14 protein-coding genes are annotated in these 16,033 nt (G+C 51.0%); 4 read left to right on the top strand and 10 right to left on the bottom strand.

The window, feature by feature from the left end; translation table 11 throughout:
* Window positions 1–26: 26 nt before the first annotated feature.
* The 8 genes from rseP to rpsB form a co-directional block, all read right to left on the bottom strand.
* Window positions 27–1,379 (bottom strand): sigma E protease regulator RseP, encoded by a 1,353-nt coding sequence (gene rseP / locus HBM92_RS19600; RefSeq protein WP_001298422.1) that lies wholly within the window; start codon window positions 1,377–1,379, stop codon window positions 27–29.
* Between the two features lie 11 nt (window positions 1,380–1,390).
* Entirely contained in the window at window positions 1,391–2,248 is an 858-nt protein-coding gene (cdsA, locus tag HBM92_RS19605) for a phosphatidate cytidylyltransferase (protein ID WP_000922440.1), read from the bottom strand.
* Between the two features lie 12 nt (window positions 2,249–2,260).
* A complete protein-coding gene (ispU, locus tag HBM92_RS19610; protein ID WP_001295562.1) occupies window positions 2,261–3,019 on the bottom strand; it encodes a (2E,6E)-farnesyl-diphosphate-specific ditrans,polycis-undecaprenyl-diphosphate synthase in 759 nt (252 codons plus the stop codon).
* A gap of 188 nt (window positions 3,020–3,207) precedes the next feature.
* Window positions 3,208–4,404 carry a 1-deoxy-D-xylulose-5-phosphate reductoisomerase gene (gene ispC / locus HBM92_RS19615; protein ID WP_000811913.1) on the bottom strand — a complete coding sequence of 399 codons (1,197 nt, stop codon included), beginning with the start codon at window positions 4,402–4,404 and terminating at the stop codon, window positions 3,208–3,210.
* A 91-nt stretch (window positions 4,405–4,495) separates the two neighbouring features.
* Window positions 4,496–5,053 carry a ribosome recycling factor gene (gene frr, locus HBM92_RS19620; RefSeq protein WP_000622418.1) on the bottom strand — a complete coding sequence of 186 codons (558 nt, stop codon included), beginning with the start codon at window positions 5,051–5,053 and terminating at the stop codon, window positions 4,496–4,498.
* 149 nt (window positions 5,054–5,202) lie between these two features.
* Complete coding sequence (pyrH, locus tag HBM92_RS19625; RefSeq protein WP_000224573.1) at window positions 5,203–5,928, bottom strand: UMP kinase; 726 nt, start codon at window positions 5,926–5,928, stop codon at window positions 5,203–5,205.
* 146 nt (window positions 5,929–6,074) lie between these two features.
* Complete coding sequence (tsf, locus tag HBM92_RS19630; protein ID WP_000818114.1) at window positions 6,075–6,926, bottom strand: translation elongation factor Ts; 852 nt, start codon at window positions 6,924–6,926, stop codon at window positions 6,075–6,077.
* 134 nt (window positions 6,927–7,060) lie between these two features.
* Window positions 7,061–7,786, bottom strand: coding sequence for a 30S ribosomal protein S2 (gene rpsB / locus HBM92_RS19635; RefSeq protein WP_000246882.1), 726 nt, complete (start codon window positions 7,784–7,786; stop codon window positions 7,061–7,063).
* A gap of 367 nt (window positions 7,787–8,153) precedes the next feature.
* Between rpsB and map the strand changes: the two genes are divergently transcribed.
* The 4 genes from map (at window position 8,154) to HBM92_RS19655 (ending at window position 13,235) form a co-directional block, all read left to right on the top strand.
* Window positions 8,154–8,948 (top strand): type I methionyl aminopeptidase, encoded by a 795-nt coding sequence (gene map / locus HBM92_RS19640; RefSeq protein WP_001018194.1) that lies wholly within the window; start codon window positions 8,154–8,156, stop codon window positions 8,946–8,948.
* A 61-nt stretch (window positions 8,949–9,009) separates the two neighbouring features.
* Window positions 9,010–11,682 (top strand): bifunctional uridylyltransferase/uridylyl-removing protein GlnD, encoded by a 2,673-nt coding sequence (gene glnD, locus HBM92_RS19645; RefSeq protein WP_001094532.1) that lies wholly within the window; start codon window positions 9,010–9,012, stop codon window positions 11,680–11,682.
* A gap of 30 nt (window positions 11,683–11,712) precedes the next feature.
* Window positions 11,713–12,537 carry a 2,3,4,5-tetrahydropyridine-2,6-dicarboxylate N-succinyltransferase gene (gene dapD, locus HBM92_RS19650; protein ID WP_001186653.1) on the top strand — a complete coding sequence of 275 codons (825 nt, stop codon included), beginning with the start codon at window positions 11,713–11,715 and terminating at the stop codon, window positions 12,535–12,537.
* A 311-nt stretch (window positions 12,538–12,848) separates the two neighbouring features.
* Window positions 12,849–13,235 (top strand): DUF3461 family protein, encoded by a 387-nt coding sequence (locus tag HBM92_RS19655; RefSeq protein ID WP_000272188.1) that lies wholly within the window; start codon window positions 12,849–12,851, stop codon window positions 13,233–13,235.
* 52 nt (window positions 13,236–13,287) lie between these two features.
* Here HBM92_RS19655 and cdaR read toward each other — a convergent pair whose 3' ends face one another.
* Both cdaR and degP read right to left on the bottom strand, forming a co-directional pair.
* Entirely contained in the window at window positions 13,288–14,445 is a 1,158-nt protein-coding gene (gene cdaR / locus HBM92_RS19660; protein ID WP_000929436.1) for a DNA-binding transcriptional regulator CdaR, read from the bottom strand.
* A 154-nt stretch (window positions 14,446–14,599) separates the two neighbouring features.
* Entirely contained in the window at window positions 14,600–16,024 is a 1,425-nt protein-coding gene (degP, locus tag HBM92_RS19665; RefSeq protein ID WP_000753936.1) for a serine endoprotease DegP, read from the bottom strand.
* Window positions 16,025–16,033: the final 9 nt, after the last annotated feature.

Below are 16,033 nucleotides of genomic sequence, written 5' to 3' on the forward strand. Positions count from 1 at the left end.
TATTATGCGTTCTTCCTAACTAACTCTCATAACCGAGAGAAATCATTGAAAAGTGCAAGCCCCATTAACAGCACCAGCAGAATCGAGCCAATGCGATAACAAAAGTCTTGAACCCGCTCGGATACCGGTCCGCCCTTGATCTTTTCGATCGCAAGGAACAGCAGATGCCCCCCGTCAAGTACGGGCAACGGAAACAGGTTAATTATCCCTAAGTTCACGCTAATAAGCGCAAGAAACGGCAGGTAATAAACTACCCCGAGTTCCGCTGTCATCCCAGCCCCCTTGGCGATAGAGATCGGCCCACTGAGGTTGTTCAGTTTCACATCACCGGTGATCAATTTTCCCAGCATACTGACCGTCAGCTTCATCAACTGCCACGTTTTGTCCGTGGCTTCGACGATAGCGTTGAACGGCCCATACTGGCGTACAACTTTATACTCATCTGGCAAAGGAATGACTTTCGGCTCAATACCGACAAAACCAATCGCTTTACCCTTACCCGGTTTACTCTCCGGGATTAATGTCAAAGACAAGGGACTCCCCTGCCTTTCGATTTCTAACGCTAAGGATTTACCCGGGTTATCCCGGACAAGCATCACAAAGGTCACCCACTGCGTTAAGGGCTGACCATCGACTTTAACGATCCTGTCGCCTGCTTGCAAACCTGCCTTGCTTGCCGCCGAGTTTGGCTGCACATTTTCCAGTACAGGTTCAATTTGCGGCCCACGAGGACGAATCCCCAACGAAGATACCGGATCTTCTTTATCAGGCTCAAACGCCCAGTGACGTAAATCGAGCTTTACATCCCGCCGTTGGTCGCTGCCAAATGGCGCTACCGTAATGGTGGTGCTTTCATCGCCAATTTTATCGACCAACTGCAAACGCACGGCATCCCAATCAGGCGTTTCGATACCATCTACGGCTTTTAGTTCCGTACCTGGTGCAATTTGTGCTTCCGCAGCTATCGAATTGGCTGCTATTTCACCAACCACGGGACGTACGCCAGGCACACCAATAATAAAAACCAGCCAGTAGGCAAAGATAGCAAAAATGAAGTTTGCAACCGGACCTGCGGCAATAATCGCCGCTCGTTGGCCGACAGATTTATTATTGAAGGCATGGTGGCGGAGTTCCGGAACGACCGGTTCTGCGCGCTCATCCAGCATTTTGACATAACCGCCCAACGGGATCAGGGCGATAACATATTCGGTGCCGAGCTTATCAGTTCGCCGCCAGAGCGCCTTACCAAACCCTATTGAGAAACGCTCAACGCGAACACCACAACGCCGGGCAACCCAGAAATGACCAAATTCATGCACGGTGATAAGTACACCCAGTGCAACGATGAACGAAGCCAAATCCCAGAGAAAACTCAGCATATTACCTTCCGTTAAAGCGTCCTGAATACCAGTAACAACAAGCAAGCAAAGACCGGTACCGCAGCCGTCAGGCTATCAATACGATCTAAAATACCACCGTGTCCTGGAATTAAATGACCGCTGTCCTTAATTCCTGCTTCACGCTTAAACATACTTTCGGTCAGATCGCCGAGCACTGAGGCTAACGCTGCGACAATAGAGCAAATGAGTAAGGTGACGGGAGCGACGTCGAGATTCACCCACATGCCATAACCCCATGAGATTACCGCTGCGGTCGCGAGTCCACCGATAAAGCCTTGCCAGGTTTTACCCGGAGAAACCTTCGGTGCCAGTTTATGTTTACCAAACAATTTGCCAAACATATATGCGCCAGAGTCAGCGCCCCATACCAGGATCATGACATAGAGCAGCCATATTGCGCCACTGTAATGATTCTCGTCGTAGTGCCAGGCCCGTAACGCCAGCATGCCCCAGAAGAAGGGAACAATGGTTAGCACGCCAAAAATAATGCGCAATGTTTTAGAGTTACGCCAGATTGCTGCGGAACCTGGGTAAAACAGCACCAGCAATAGCGCGACAATCCACCAACCCAGCGAAGCCCAAAGTGAGATTTCAACCAGCGGTTGATGAATATTTCGGTGATATTCCGGCAACAGAAAAAGCATCAGCGCCAACAATAACCCGCATAACACCGCCAACCATACTCGCTGCGAACGAGTGGTAAAACCGCTAAGCTGTCCCCATTCCCACGCTGCCAGCATACAGACCACCAGCGTTACAATGGCGAACCCCACCGGCGGCAACAGAAACAACGCCGCGATGACGACGGGTATTAACACAAAAGCAGATATCAGGCGATACTTCAGCAAAAGCGACCCCCATCAGGCTGTTTCATCACCGGGCTCGGTGCCGCCGAAACGACGCTCTCGATTAGCAAAGGCATTTAACGCCCCTTCAAAGTCTTGTTCATCGAAATCGGGCCAGAGAACATCTGTAAAGTAAAGTTCGGCATAGGCAATTTGCCAAAGCAAAAAGTTACTAATGCGATGCTCCCCCCCAGTCCTAATTACTAAATCTACAGGGGCCAGTTCATGCATACAGACATGCTGGTTTAGCATCTCTTCATCTATCTGATCTGGTTGCAGGTTTCCTTGCTGCACCTTTTCAGCCAGTTGCCTGACTCCCTGGACTATATCCCAACGTCCACCGTAGTTCGCCGCAATATTCAGCGTCAGACCGGTATTCCCGGCTGTTAGCGCTTCAGATTTACGAATACGTTCTTGCAAACGCGAGTTAAAGCGACTGGTATCGCCAATAATACGCAGACGCACGTTATGTCGGTGCAGACTTTTTACTTCGCTATCTAGCGCCCACACAAACAGTTCCATTAACGCACTGACTTCCTGCGCTGGTCGGTTCCAGTTTTCACTACTAAAGGCATACAGCGTTAACGCCTCAATACCGTTGTTGGCCGCAAAAGAGACAGCCCGGCGGACGGATTTTGCCCCGGCTTTATGCCCAAAGGCACGAATCTTCCCTTGCTTTTTTGCCCAGCGACCATTGCCGTCCATAATGATCGCAACATGACGACAGCCATGCGCTGGCAATTTTTCGCTAAGTGGTTGAGTAGCAGACAACATCACGCGTTTCTTATTCCCTGACAGGGTTTACGGTACTCAGGAATACTGAAGCCTATACAAAAAAAAGCCGTGTAAAACCACGGCATACCTGACCTTATAAAGCCAACTACTTACGATCAGATGGCGCAGACTATATCACTGAAGCCCTACGCTAACAAATAGCGCGACTCTCTGTAGCCGGATTATCCTCAGCTTGCGAGACGCATCACCTCTTTTCTGGCGACTTCACGCGCGTTCGCATCAACAGATAACACATCATCCACACATTGTGGTTCGCGCATATCCATTTTTTCCAGTACGGATAAATTCAACGCAGCGATATCCGTAAAGCGGATTTGTTGCGCAAGAAAAGCAGCCACGGTGATTTCATTTGCGGCATTCAATGCTGTCGTCGCTGCCTGGCCTTGTTCAAACGCCTCCATCGCCAGTTTCAGACATGGATAACGATCATAATCCGGTGCGGCAAATGTCAACGCACTTAGTTTGCAAAAATCGAGCGGCTTCACGCCAGAGTTCACGCGATTCGGCCATGCCATGGTGTGAGCAATTGGCGTACGCATATCCGGTTCACCCAGCTGCGCCAGAACACTGCCGTCCTGGTAGCGCACCATTGAGTGAATCACTGACTGCGGGTGAATCAGCACTTCCATCTGGCTGGCGCTGGCGTTAAACAGCCAACGAGCTTCAATGTATTCCAGACCTTTGTTCATCATGGTAGCCGAATCGACGGAAATTTTACGTCCCATCGACCAGTTCGGATGACGGCAGGCTTGATCGGGCGTCATTGTTGCCAAATCGCGCAATGGCGTCTCACGGAAAGGGCCACCAGACCCGGTAAGTAAAATGGACACCACGCCATTTTGCTCAAGGTCAGCGTATCCCAGATTATGCTGGATAGGTTGCGGTAAACTCTGAAAAATAGCGTTATGTTCGCTATCGACCGGTAACAATTGCGCTTTGCTCTGCTTTACGGCGTCCATAAACAGACGTCCGCAGGTAACCAGTGATTCTTTATTGGCCAGCAAAATGGTTTTACCCGCGCGGATCGCAGCAAGCGTAGGTAACAGCCCAGCAGCGCCAACAATGGCTGCCATCACCTGATCAACATCCTCAAGCGCAGCCATATCGCAAGCGGCTTGTTGCCCACTTAAGACTTCGGTGCGGCTCCCCTGTTGCTGTAGCATCATTTTAAGAAGTTTCGCACTCGCTTCATCGTCCATTACGGCATAGCGGGGAGAGAATTCCAGGCACTGTTCTACCATGCGAGTGACATTTTTGCCTGCCACCAGCGCAACTACGCGGAAGTGTTCGGGATTATGGCGCACCACGTCCAGCGTGCTGCAACCAATCGAGCCGGTCGAGCCCAGAATGGTGAGTTGCTTCATGAAACATCCAGAGTTGAGACAGAATAAAAAGCAAAACGCCGCCAGCCGATCCGCAAGGATCTACTGAGCGGCGTTTTTGTCGTTCAAGAAATCAGAACTGCATCAGTTCTGCTTCTTTGTCTGCCAGCGCCGCTTCAATTTTCTTGATTGCAGCATCAGTCAGTTTCTGTACATCGTCCTGAGAACGGCGATCGTCGTCTTCGCTGATCTCTTTATCTTTCAACAGTGCTTTCACTTTGTCGTTCGCGTCACGACGCACATTACGTACTGCAACACGCGCTTGTTCTGCTTCACCACGAACGATTTTGGTCAGATCTTTACGACGTTCTTCCGTCAGCGGCGGCAGCGGAACACGGATGTCGCTACCCGCAGAGTTCGGGTTCAGGCCAAGATCGGACGCCATAATCGCTTTTTCAACGGCCGGAGACATTGAACGATCAAACACGTTGATTTTCAGAGTACGGGAATCTTCTACCGTTACGCTTGCCAGCTGACGCAGCGGCGTCGGCGTGCCGTAATATTCCACGACAATGCCATCCAGCAGGCTGGGAGAAGCACGACCCGTGCGTATTTTGCTGATTTGGGTTTTGAACGCTTCTACGCATTTATCCATGCGTACTTCAGCATCTTTTCTGATATCGCTAATCACGTTACGAATCCTTGAAAACTTGTCTCAGTCAGACCAGACAGTCACACACAGTGGAAGTGTGCTAAGTATAGCCCTGATTAAACATATTACGGGTAAGATCCCCCGCGATACTTACGCGGAATCTTACCCTTATTTATCCATCACGGGAATTATTCCGTGATTAAAGTCCCTTCTTTTTCACCCATTACCACACGGCGCAGCGCACCCGGTTTGTTCATGTTGAAAACACGAATCGGTAATTTATGGTCACGAGCAAGCGTGAAGGCCGCCAGGTCCATGACTTTCAGCTCTTTTTCCAGCACTTCGCTGTAAGTCAGTTGCTCGTACATGGTTGCGGTTGGATCTTTCGCCGGATCAGCAGTAAACACGCCGTCAACTTTGGTTGCTTTCAGCACCACATCGGCTTCAATTTCGATACCACGCAGGCAAGCTGCTGAGTCGGTGGTAAAGAACGGGTTACCTGTACCGGCGGAGAGGATCACCACACGGTTGTTGCGCAACAGGCTGATAGCTTCTGCCCAGCTGTAGCTGTCGCACACGCCATTCAATGGAATAGCGGACATCAGACGAGCGTTCACATAGGCGCGGTGCAGTGCATCACGCATTGCCAGGCCGTTCATTACGGTCGCCAGCATCCCCATGTGGTCGCCCACAACGCGGTTCATACCCGCTTTCGCCAGACCAGCGCCACGGAACAGGTTACCCCCACCAATCACCACACCAACCTGAATACCCAGTTCAACCAGTTCTTTGATTTCCTGAGCCATGCGATCCAGTATGCTTGCATCAATACCGAAGCCTTCAGTGCCCTGCAGAGCTTCGCCACTCAACTTAAGCAGAATGCGTTTATAGACGGGTTTTGCATTGGTAGCCATGTTTCTTTCCTGAGACTGTCAACGATTGAAATGAATTAATACTAGCGACATTGTACGTCGCTTTTCAGCGCAGCCCCACAAGGGTTAGCTGAATTTACAAGATGGGCACAAAAAGAAGCCGCCCTCAGGCGGCTCCTTTTCGATAATTAAGACTGCTTGGACATCGCAGCAACTTCTGCTGCAAAGTCAGTCTCAACTTTCTCGATGCCTTCACCCACTTCGAAGCGGATGAAGCCAGTCACTTCAGCGTTATGCTCTTTCAGCAGCTGACCAACAGTTTTGCTTGGTTCCATAACGAACGGCTGACCGGTCAGAGAAACTTCGCCGGTGAATTTCTTCATGCGGCCTTCAACCATTTTCTCTGCGATTTCTTTCGGCTTACCAGACTGCATCGCGATATCCAGCTGTACCTGGTATTCTTTTTCTACCACTTCAGCGGATACGTCTTCTGGTTTGATGAATTCTGGCTTGCTTGCAGCAACGTGCATAGCGATGTGTTTAACCAGCTCTTCGTCAGCGCCTTTAGCAGCAACCAGAACACCGATACGCGCACCGTGCTGATAAGAACCCAGAACGTCGCCTTCCAGCGCAGCAACGCGGCGAATGTTGATGTTTTCACCAATTTTCGCTACCAGCGCAACACGTTCTTCTTCGAACTGTGCTTTCAGTACTTCAACGTCAGTGATTTTGCCAGCAACAGCTGCGTCCAGAACTTTGTCTGCGAACGCCTGGAAACCAGCGTCTTTTGCAACGAAGTCAGTCTGGCAGTTAACTTCCAGAATGATGCCGTAGTTGCCGTCGATTTTGGTTTTGATCACGCCATCAGCAGCAACGTTGCCTGCTTTTTTCGCTGCTTTAATAGCACCGGACTTACGCATGTTTTCGATTGCCAGCTCGATGTCGCCGTTAGCTTCAGTCAGTGCTTTTTTGCAATCCATCATGCCTGCGCCAGTACGCTCACGCAGCTCTTTTACCAGGGATGCGGTAATTTCAGCCATTCTAAAATCCTCGGAGATGTGATCTGCCCGGCATTAAACCGCACAGATATAAAAGTGAAAAAGGGGGCCATATGCAGGCCCCCTAACCAAACGTGTACTACCTGGTCTATAAGGGCTCGTACGAGCGTGCCTTATTACTCAGCTTCTACGAAGCTTTCTTCCGCCTGGGAAGCCAGATCCTGAGAACGGCCTTCACGTACGGTTGCAGCAACAGCGCCCAGGTACAGGGTCACAGCACGGATTGCGTCGTCGTTACCCGGGATAACGAAGTCAACACCGTCCGGATCAGAGTTGGTATCAACGATAGCAAATACTGGAATACCCAGGTTGTTTGCTTCTTTGATAGCAATGTGTTCGTGGTCAGCATCGATTACAAACAGAGCGTCCGGCAGACCGCCCATGTCTTTGATACCGCCCAGGCTGTTTTCCAGTTTCTCCAGCTCACGAGTGCGCATCAGCGCTTCTTTCTTGGTCAGCTTGTCGAAAGTACCGTCCTGAGACTGAGTTTCCAGGTCTTTCAGACGTTTGATGGACTGACGAACGGTTTTCCAGTTAGTCAGCATACCGCCCAGCCAGCGATGGTTCACGAAGAACTGGTCGCAGCTCAGAGCAGCGTCTTTCACCGCTTCGCTTGCAGCGCGTTTAGTACCAACGAAAAGGATTTTACCTTTGCGAGAAGCAATCTTGTTCAGTTCAGCCAGAGCTTCGTTGAACATCGGTACAGTTTTCTCAAGGTTGATGATGTGAACTTTGTTACGCGCACCGAAGATGAACGGCTTCATTTTCGGGTTCCAGTAACGGGTCTGGTGACCGAAGTGAACACCAGCCTTGAGCATGTCGCGCATGGAAACAGTTGCCATGATTAAAACCTCTATATAAAAGTTGGGGTTATGCCTCCACGTATCCCATATTACCGACCCCAAAGGGCACCCCGGAATATGTGCCGATACGTGTGTGTTGTTACACAAAGTGAGATTGTCGCTTCCGTCCAGTCTGTGTATACGAAATGGATCGGAAGTCCGGCGCGCTTTATACCACAAATACGTCGTGGACACCAATAATTGTTGGCGCTGTGTACAGCATCAGACGTTGAATTTTCTATTATAGAAAACCTTCAGTGGCACGTTTGGCGAAATTCAGAATGATTCTCAATTTGCCCGGGTGTGATACCATTGACGGCACTTACATATATATTGTCGGTATCACCGACGCTGATGGACAGAATTAATGGCTATCTCAATCAAGACCCCAGAAGATATCGAAAAAATGCGCGTCGCTGGCCGACTGGCTGCCGAAGTGCTGGAGATGATCGAACCATATGTTAAACCGGGCGTCAGCACCGGCGAGTTGGATCGCATCTGTAATGATTACATTGTTAATGAACAACACGCGGTTTCTGCCTGCCTCGGCTATCACGGCTATCCGAAATCCGTTTGCATCTCTATTAATGAAGTGGTGTGCCACGGTATCCCGGACGACGCCAAGCTGCTGAAAGATGGCGATATCGTTAACATTGATGTCACCGTAATCAAAGATGGTTTCCACGGCGATACCTCGAAAATGTTTATCGTCGGTAAGCCGACCATCATGGGCGAACGTCTGTGCCGCATCACGCAAGAAAGCCTGTACCTGGCGCTACGCATGGTAAAACCTGGCATTAATCTGCGCGAAATCGGTGCGGCAATTCAGAAATTTGTCGAAGCAGAAGGCTTCTCCGTCGTTCGTGAATATTGTGGACACGGTATTGGTCGCGGCTTCCACGAAGAACCGCAGGTGCTGCACTATGACTCCCGTGAAACCAACGTCGTGCTGAAACCGGGGATGACGTTCACCATCGAGCCAATGGTCAACGCGGGTAAAAAAGAGATCCGCACCATGAAAGATGGCTGGACGGTAAAAACCAAAGATCGCAGCTTGTCTGCACAATATGAGCATACTATTGTGGTGACTGATAACGGCTGCGAAATTCTGACGCTACGCAAGGATGACACCATCCCGGCGATAATCTCGCACGACGAATAAAATGAAGCCGGCGAATGCCGGCTTTTTTAATGCAATAATTTAATCTTATGGGTGGCGCACAATGAATACCCTTCCAGAACAGTACGCAAACACCGCTCTCCCCACCCTGCACGGTCAACCGCAAAATCCATGCGCCTGGCCCCGTGATGAATTAACCGTCGGTGGGATAAAAGCCCATATCGATACTTTCCAGCGTTGGCTGGGTGATGCCTTTGACAATGGTATCTCCGCAGAACAGTTGATTGAGGCGCGTACCGAGTTTATCGACCAGCTTCTTCAACGATTATGGATTGAAGCGGGATTCAGCCAGATTGCCGACCTGGCATTGGTCGCCGTCGGTGGCTACGGTCGTGGCGAGCTGCATCCACTTTCTGACATCGATTTACTGATTTTAAGCCGTAAAAAGCTCCCGGACGATCAGGCGCAAAAAGTGGGCGAGCTGTTAACGCTGCTCTGGGATGTAAAGCTGGAAGTGGGTCATAGCGTGCGCACGCTTGAAGAGTGCATGCTGGAAGGGTTATCGGATTTAACCGTCGCCACTAATTTAATCGAATCCCGCTTATTAATTGGCGATGTTGCACTGTTCCTCGAACTGCAAAAACATATTTTTAGCGAAGGATTCTGGCCTTCCGACAAGTTCTACGCGGCGAAAGTTGAAGAACAGAACCAGCGCCATCAGCGTTACCACGGCACCAGCTACAACCTTGAACCAGACATCAAAAGTAGCCCCGGCGGCTTGCGCGATATCCACACTCTGCAATGGGTGGCCCGCCGTCATTTTGGCGCAACATCGCTGGATGAAATGGTAGGGTTTGGCTTCTTAACCTCTGCGGAGCGAGCGGAATTAAACGAATGCCTGCATATATTGTGGCGCATTCGCTTTGCCCTGCATCTGGTCGTCAGTCGTTACGATAATCGCCTGTTATTCGATCGCCAGCTTAGCGTCGCCCAGCGTTTGAATTACAGTGGTGAAGGTAACGAACCGGTCGAGCGGATGATGAAGGATTACTTCCGCGTTACACGCCGCGTCAGTGAACTCAACCAGATGCTGCTGCAACTGTTCGATGAAGCCATCCTCGCCCTTCCCGCCGACGAAAAACCACGTCCAATCGACGATGAGTTTCAGCTACGCGGAACGCTGATCGACCTGCGTGATGAAACACTATTTATGCGCCAGCCGGAAGCCATCTTGCGTATGTTCTACACCATGGTGCGCAACAGCGCGATCACCGGCATTTACTCCACCACGCTACGCCAGTTACGCCACGCCCGTCGCCATCTGCAACAACCTCTGTGTAATATTCCGGAAGCGCGAAAACTGTTTTTGAGCATTCTGCGTCACCCCGGAGCGGTGCGGCGCGGGCTATTGCCAATGCATCGCCATAGCGTGCTCGGCGCGTATATGCCGCAATGGTCGCATATCGTCGGGCAGATGCAGTTTGACCTGTTCCATGCCTACACGGTGGATGAACATACTATCCGCGTGATGCTGAAACTGGAGAGTTTTGCCAGTGAAGAAACGCGCCAGCGCCATCCGTTGTGTGTGGACGTCTGGCCGCGCCTGCCGTCAACTGAGCTGATTTTCATCGCCGCGCTGTTTCACGATATCGCCAAAGGACGCGGCGGCGACCACTCCATTCTCGGTGCTCAGGATGTAGTGCATTTTGCCGAACTCCACGGGCTGAACTCACGCGAAACACAGCTGGTCGCCTGGCTGGTTCGCCAGCACTTGCTGATGTCGGTGACCGCTCAGCGCCGCGATATTCAGGACCCGGAAGTCATCAAGCAGTTTGCCGAAGAAGTTCAAACGGAAAATCGTCTGCGCTATCTGGTATGCCTGACAGTGGCTGACATTTGCGCCACCAACGAAACACTGTGGAATAGCTGGAAGCAAAGTCTGTTGCGCGAACTCTATTTTGCCACCGAAAAGCAGCTACGACGCGGAATGCAAAACACGCCGGATATGCGCGAACGGGTTCGCCATCACCAACTCCAGGCGCTGGCACTACTGCGCATGGATAACATCGACGAAGAGGCGCTGCACCAAATTTGGTCACGCTGTCGCGCTAACTATTTTGTCCGCCATAGCCCAAATCAACTGGCCTGGCACGCACGCCATTTATTACAGCATGATTTAGGCAAACCGCTGGTACTGCTTAGCCCGCAGGCTACGCGTGGAGGCACCGAGATTTTTATCTGGAGCCCGGACCGCCCCTATCTGTTTGCCGCCGTCTGTGCCGAATTAGACCGCCGCAATTTAAGTGTTCACGACGCACAAATTTTCACCACTCGCGACGGTATGGCGATGGATACCTTTATAGTGCTGGAACCCGATGGTAGCCCGCTATCCGCAGATCGTCATGAGGTTATTCGGTTTGGTCTGGAGCAAGTACTGACACAAAGTAGCTGGCAGCCACCGCAGCCCCGTCGCCAACCCGCTAAATTGCGCCATTTTACTGTTGAAACCGAAGTGACGTTTTTGCCGACCCATACCGACCGCAAATCGTTCCTCGAACTGATCGCCCTCGACCAACCTGGACTGCTGGCGCGAGTCGGGAAAATTTTTGCCGATCTGGGAATTTCGCTTCATGGCGCCCGAATTACAACCATTGGCGAGCGAGTAGAAGATTTATTCATAATTGCCACCGCTGACCGGCGTGCGCTTAATAACGAGTTGCAGCAGGAAGTGCATCAGCGGTTGACAGAGGCCCTCAATCCAAACGATAAAGGGTGATGTGTTTACTGATATGAAAAGAGTTTAACAATGCAGCAGTTACAGAACATTATTGAAACCGCTTTTGAACGCCGTGCCGAGATCACGCCAGCCAATGCAGACACCGTTACCCGCGAAGCGGTAAATCAGGTGATCGCCCTGCTGGATTCCGGCGCACTGCGTGTAGCGGAAAAAATTGACGGTCAGTGGGTGACGCATCAGTGGTTGAAAAAAGCGGTGCTGCTCTCTTTCCGTATTAATGATAATCAGGTGATCGAAGGGGCAGAAAGCCGCTACTTCGACAAAGTGCCGATGAAATTCGCTAACTACGATGAAGCACTTTTCCAGAAAGAAGGCTTCCGCGTCGTGCCACCAGCGGCAGTGCGTCAGGGCGCGTTCATTGCCCGTAACACCGTGCTGATGCCGTCTTACGTCAACATCGGCGCATATGTTGATGAAGGCACCATGGTTGATACCTGGGCGACCGTCGGTTCCTGTGCGCAGATTGGTAAAAACGTCCACCTTTCCGGTGGCGTGGGTATCGGCGGCGTGCTGGAGCCGCTGCAGGCTAACCCGACCATTATTGAAGATAACTGCTTCATCGGCGCACGCTCTGAAGTGGTTGAAGGGGTGATTGTCGAAGAAGGTTCCGTCATCTCTATGGGCGTATACATTGGTCAGAGCACCCGTATTTATGACCGTGAAACCGGCGAAATCCACTACGGTCGCGTTCCGGCAGGGTCTGTGGTTGTTTCAGGTAATCTGCCGTCGAAAGATGGCAAATACAGCCTCTACTGTGCAGTTATCGTTAAGAAAGTTGACGCGAAAACTCGCGGCAAAGTTGGTATTAACGAACTGCTGCGTACCATCGACTAAAAGTATGTACACGGGCAGCACGACGCTGCCCGATTGCTTTCTGGCTCAGAATAATTCGTCCTACTCATTTTCCCCCTTTTTTTTAAATACTTTTTCATCTTGTTTCGGACTGTCATGTAATTCGCAAAATGAAGATAAATGTGCTAATCCATCCCATAGAATATCACCACAATAAAGCAGGTAATTTTTTGATTTTTACGCCATGATAGAAGTCTGGAAGAAAAAGGCTTTCTGCGATCACAGTCGAGCCGGGCGGGCCAGGCCAAATGCTAAAATAAGCACAATTTACTGACTCATTTTGAGGTAACGCTATGTACGACAATCTGAAAAGTCTGGGTATTACCAATCCTGAAGAAATTGATCGTTACAGCCTCCGGCAGGAAGCCAACAACGATATTCTGAAAATCTATTTCCAGAAAGACAAAGGCGAGTTTTTCGCCAAGAGCGTGAAGTTTAAATACCCGCGTCAGCGTAAAACGGTCGTCGCTGATGGTGTGGGTCAGGGTTATAAAGAAGTCCAGGAAATTAGCCCGAATCTACGGTATATCATTGATGAGCTTGATCAAATCTGCCAGCGTGACCGCAGCGAAGTTGATCTTAAGCGTAAGATCCTCGACGACTTACGTCACCTGGAGTCAGTAGTAACCAATAAGATCAGCGAGATTGAAGCCGATCTGGAAAAACTGACGCGTAAATAATGCCATTCTGTGGCCGGGTAAAGTCTCACCCGGCTGTAATTTTGTAATCGACCTACCGCTCTTCATCCAGTTGTAACGCCACATACAGCAGCAACCTGTCATCAAAATTGCCCAAATCAAGCCCGGTCAGTTCCGATATACGATTAAGCCGATATTCCAGAGTATTACGATGAATAAACAACGCCTTTGACGTTGCCAGCGGTTGCACATTGTGGCGAAACCACGCCGCCAGCGTTCGCCGCAGCAAGCCGTTATTGTCCATCGCTTTCAGCCGTGCCAGCGGTCGCGCCAGTTCGTTGGCCTGCCAGTCGCCACGCAAACTGTCGAGTAACACAGGTAACATCAGATCCTGATAAAAATAGCAGCGACTTTCTGGCATCCGCTGTTTACCCACCATCATCGTCGTTTTCGCCGTACGATAGGATCGGGCAATACTGCCAGGACCGGTAAAATAGTTGCCCAGCGAAACGCGAAAACGCAGCTGGCCATACTCTTTCATGCGGGTAATCAGTTGTTCAACTCGCTTACGATGATCTTCTGCGTCCCAGCGCCCAAAAGAGTTCAACGCCGGTTTCAACACCACCATTTCGGTTAGCGAGACAATCGCCACCAGATTATTACGCTCGGGCGTAGTCAGCGCATTTTGCAGTTGCTGTAACTCCGCCATTGCGCTGTCCACACCAAGCTGACCGCTGTCGACCTCAACAATAGCCACCACTCGCGGTTGATTGAGATCGATCCCCAGCCGTTGCGCCCATTCAGTAAGTGCGGGAGTATTCTCCTCAGCCTGAATGAGGTTCATCACCAGTTCTTCCCGCAAACGGCTATCCTGCGCCAACAGGTGCATCAACCGCGACTGTTCCAGCATCATTTCAGCCGTCATGCAGACCAGTTCGCCATATTTACGCAGATTCTCTGGTTCACCTGTCAGGCCAATTACGCCGACAATTTCACCTTCCAGCCGTAACGGTAGATTAATCCCCTGCCGCACACCGTGCAGATGACGTGCCACCGCGTCATCGATATCGACGACTCGTCCTTGTGAAAGTACCAGCAATGCTCCTTCGTGCAATTCACCAATACGCTCACGATCGCCGCTGCCGATAATTCGCCCGCGGGCATCCATTACGTTGATATTGGTATCGATGATGCGCATGGTACGTGCCACGATATCCTGCGCCATTTTGGTATCAAGATGCCAGCCAGCCATAAGTCCTCCATTATGCACGGCTTAGCATAAGGAAGTACGTAACGTACGGCATTGTGCAAATGCCCAAAGGATGATGAAGATGTATGGAGTTGTGGTGAAGTTCACAGATTGTAAGGAGAACCCCTTCCCGTTTTCAGGAAGGGGTTGAGGGAAATTACTGCATTAACAGGTAGATGGTGCTGTCGCCGCGCTGAATGTTCAGTGCCAGCACAGACGGTTTGCTGTCGAGAACTTTACGCAGTTCAGCGATGTTTTTCACTGCCTGCTGGTTCGCGCCAATAATCACATCACCTTTCTTCAGGCCGATCTGCGCAGCCGGAGTGCCCGTTTTCACGTTGTTCACCACCACGCCCTGATCTTTACCTTTGTTGCTCATCTCAGCGCCTTCAATGCCGTTGAAGATGGTGCTGGAATCAACCTGATTCTGGCTGCTCTGCTGAAGTTCCAGGTTCACGTTAACCTGCTTCCCGTCGCGCAGTAAGCCCAGGGTCAGTTTGCTACCTACCGGCATAGTGCCCACCTGAGCACGCAGTGCGGCAAAGCTGCTGATTGGCTTACCGTTCAGTGAGGTGATCACATCACCCGCTTTAATGCCCGCTTTCGCGGCGGAAGAATTCGGCAGAACCTGGCTTACGAAAGCACCGCGCTGGGCGTCAACTTTCATCGCTTTCGCCAGATCGGAGTTCAGCTCAGTGCCCATAATACCCAACTCACCACGTTTCACCTGGCCGTATTCCACCATCTGCGAGGTCAGGTTTTTCACCATGTTGCTCGGGATAGCAAAACCGATACCGATGTTTCCGCCGTCCGGTGCGAGGATCGCGGTGTTGATACCGATCAGTTCGCCGTTCAGGTTAACCAACGCACCACCTGAGTTACCCCGGTTGATCGCTGCATCGGTCTGGATGAAGTTTTCGTAGTTTTCAGCGTTCAGGCCGCTACGTCCCAGCGCAGAGACAATCCCGGAAGTTACTGTCTCGCCCAGGCCGAACGGGTTACCAATTGCTACGGTGTAATCACCCACGCGCAGCGCATCAGAATCCGCCATCTTAATTGCGGTCAGGTTTTTCGGGTTCTGGATCTGGATCAGCGCGATATCAGAGCGCGGATCTTTGCCAACCATCTTCGCGTCGAACTTACGACCATCGCTCAGTTGGACTTTAATCACCGTCGCGTTATCAACAACGTGGTTGTTGGTGACGACATAGCCTTTATCGGCATCAATGATAACGCCGGAACCCAGCGCCATGAATTTCTGTTGCTGGCCGCCGCCATTACCGCCCAGGCCCCCCTGGCAGAACGGAGAGCTCTGGAACGGAGAACCCTCCTGGCAGAACGGAGAATCATCACCGAAGAACTGCTGGAAATTACGCGGCATACGCGGCGTATTAACGGTTGTGCTACCTTCTACGTTAATGCTGACCACTGAAGGCATCACCTTTTCGAGCATCGGTGCAAGGCTTGGCATCTGCTGGGCTGTCGTTGCTGAAGAAGTCTCAGCCGCCGTTGCAGAGAGCGGAGATAACGCCAAACCTAAACTCAGAGCCAGTGCACTCAGTGCTAATGTGGTTTTTTTCATGTATTTCAG

The organism is Escherichia sp. E.sYA108 (assembly GCF_011754335.1).
Classification (GTDB): domain Bacteria; phylum Pseudomonadota; class Gammaproteobacteria; order Enterobacterales; family Enterobacteriaceae; genus Escherichia; species Escherichia coli.

What these genes read in the sequence shown, in the direction of transcription:
- rpsB (WP_000246882.1), bottom strand. Translation starts at nt 7,786, where the DNA reads ATGGCAACTGTTTCCATGCGCGACATGCTCAAGGCTGGTGTTCACTTC.
- degP (WP_000753936.1), bottom strand. Translation starts at nt 16,024, where the DNA reads ATGAAAAAAACCACATTAGCACTGAGTGCACTGGCTCTGAGTTTAGGT.
- tsf (WP_000818114.1), bottom strand. Translation starts at nt 6,926, where the DNA reads ATGGCTGAAATTACCGCATCCCTGGTAAAAGAGCTGCGTGAGCGTACT.
- rseP (WP_001298422.1), bottom strand. Translation starts at nt 1,379, where the DNA reads ATGCTGAGTTTTCTCTGGGATTTGGCTTCGTTCATCGTTGCACTGGGT.
- HBM92_RS19655 (WP_000272188.1), top strand. Translation starts at nt 12,849, where the DNA reads ATGTACGACAATCTGAAAAGTCTGGGTATTACCAATCCTGAAGAAATT.
- map (WP_001018194.1), top strand. Translation starts at nt 8,154, where the DNA reads ATGGCTATCTCAATCAAGACCCCAGAAGATATCGAAAAAATGCGCGTC.
- pyrH (WP_000224573.1), bottom strand. Translation starts at nt 5,928, where the DNA reads ATGGCTACCAATGCAAAACCCGTCTATAAACGCATTCTGCTTAAGTTG.
- dapD (WP_001186653.1), top strand. Translation starts at nt 11,713, where the DNA reads ATGCAGCAGTTACAGAACATTATTGAAACCGCTTTTGAACGCCGTGCC.
- ispC (WP_000811913.1), bottom strand. Translation starts at nt 4,404, where the DNA reads ATGAAGCAACTCACCATTCTGGGCTCGACCGGCTCGATTGGTTGCAGC.
- glnD (WP_001094532.1), top strand. Translation starts at nt 9,010, where the DNA reads ATGAATACCCTTCCAGAACAGTACGCAAACACCGCTCTCCCCACCCTG.
- ispU (WP_001295562.1), bottom strand. Translation starts at nt 3,019, where the DNA reads ATGTTGTCTGCTACTCAACCACTTAGCGAAAAATTGCCAGCGCATGGC.
- cdaR (WP_000929436.1), bottom strand. Translation starts at nt 14,445, where the DNA reads ATGGCTGGCTGGCATCTTGATACCAAAATGGCGCAGGATATCGTGGCA.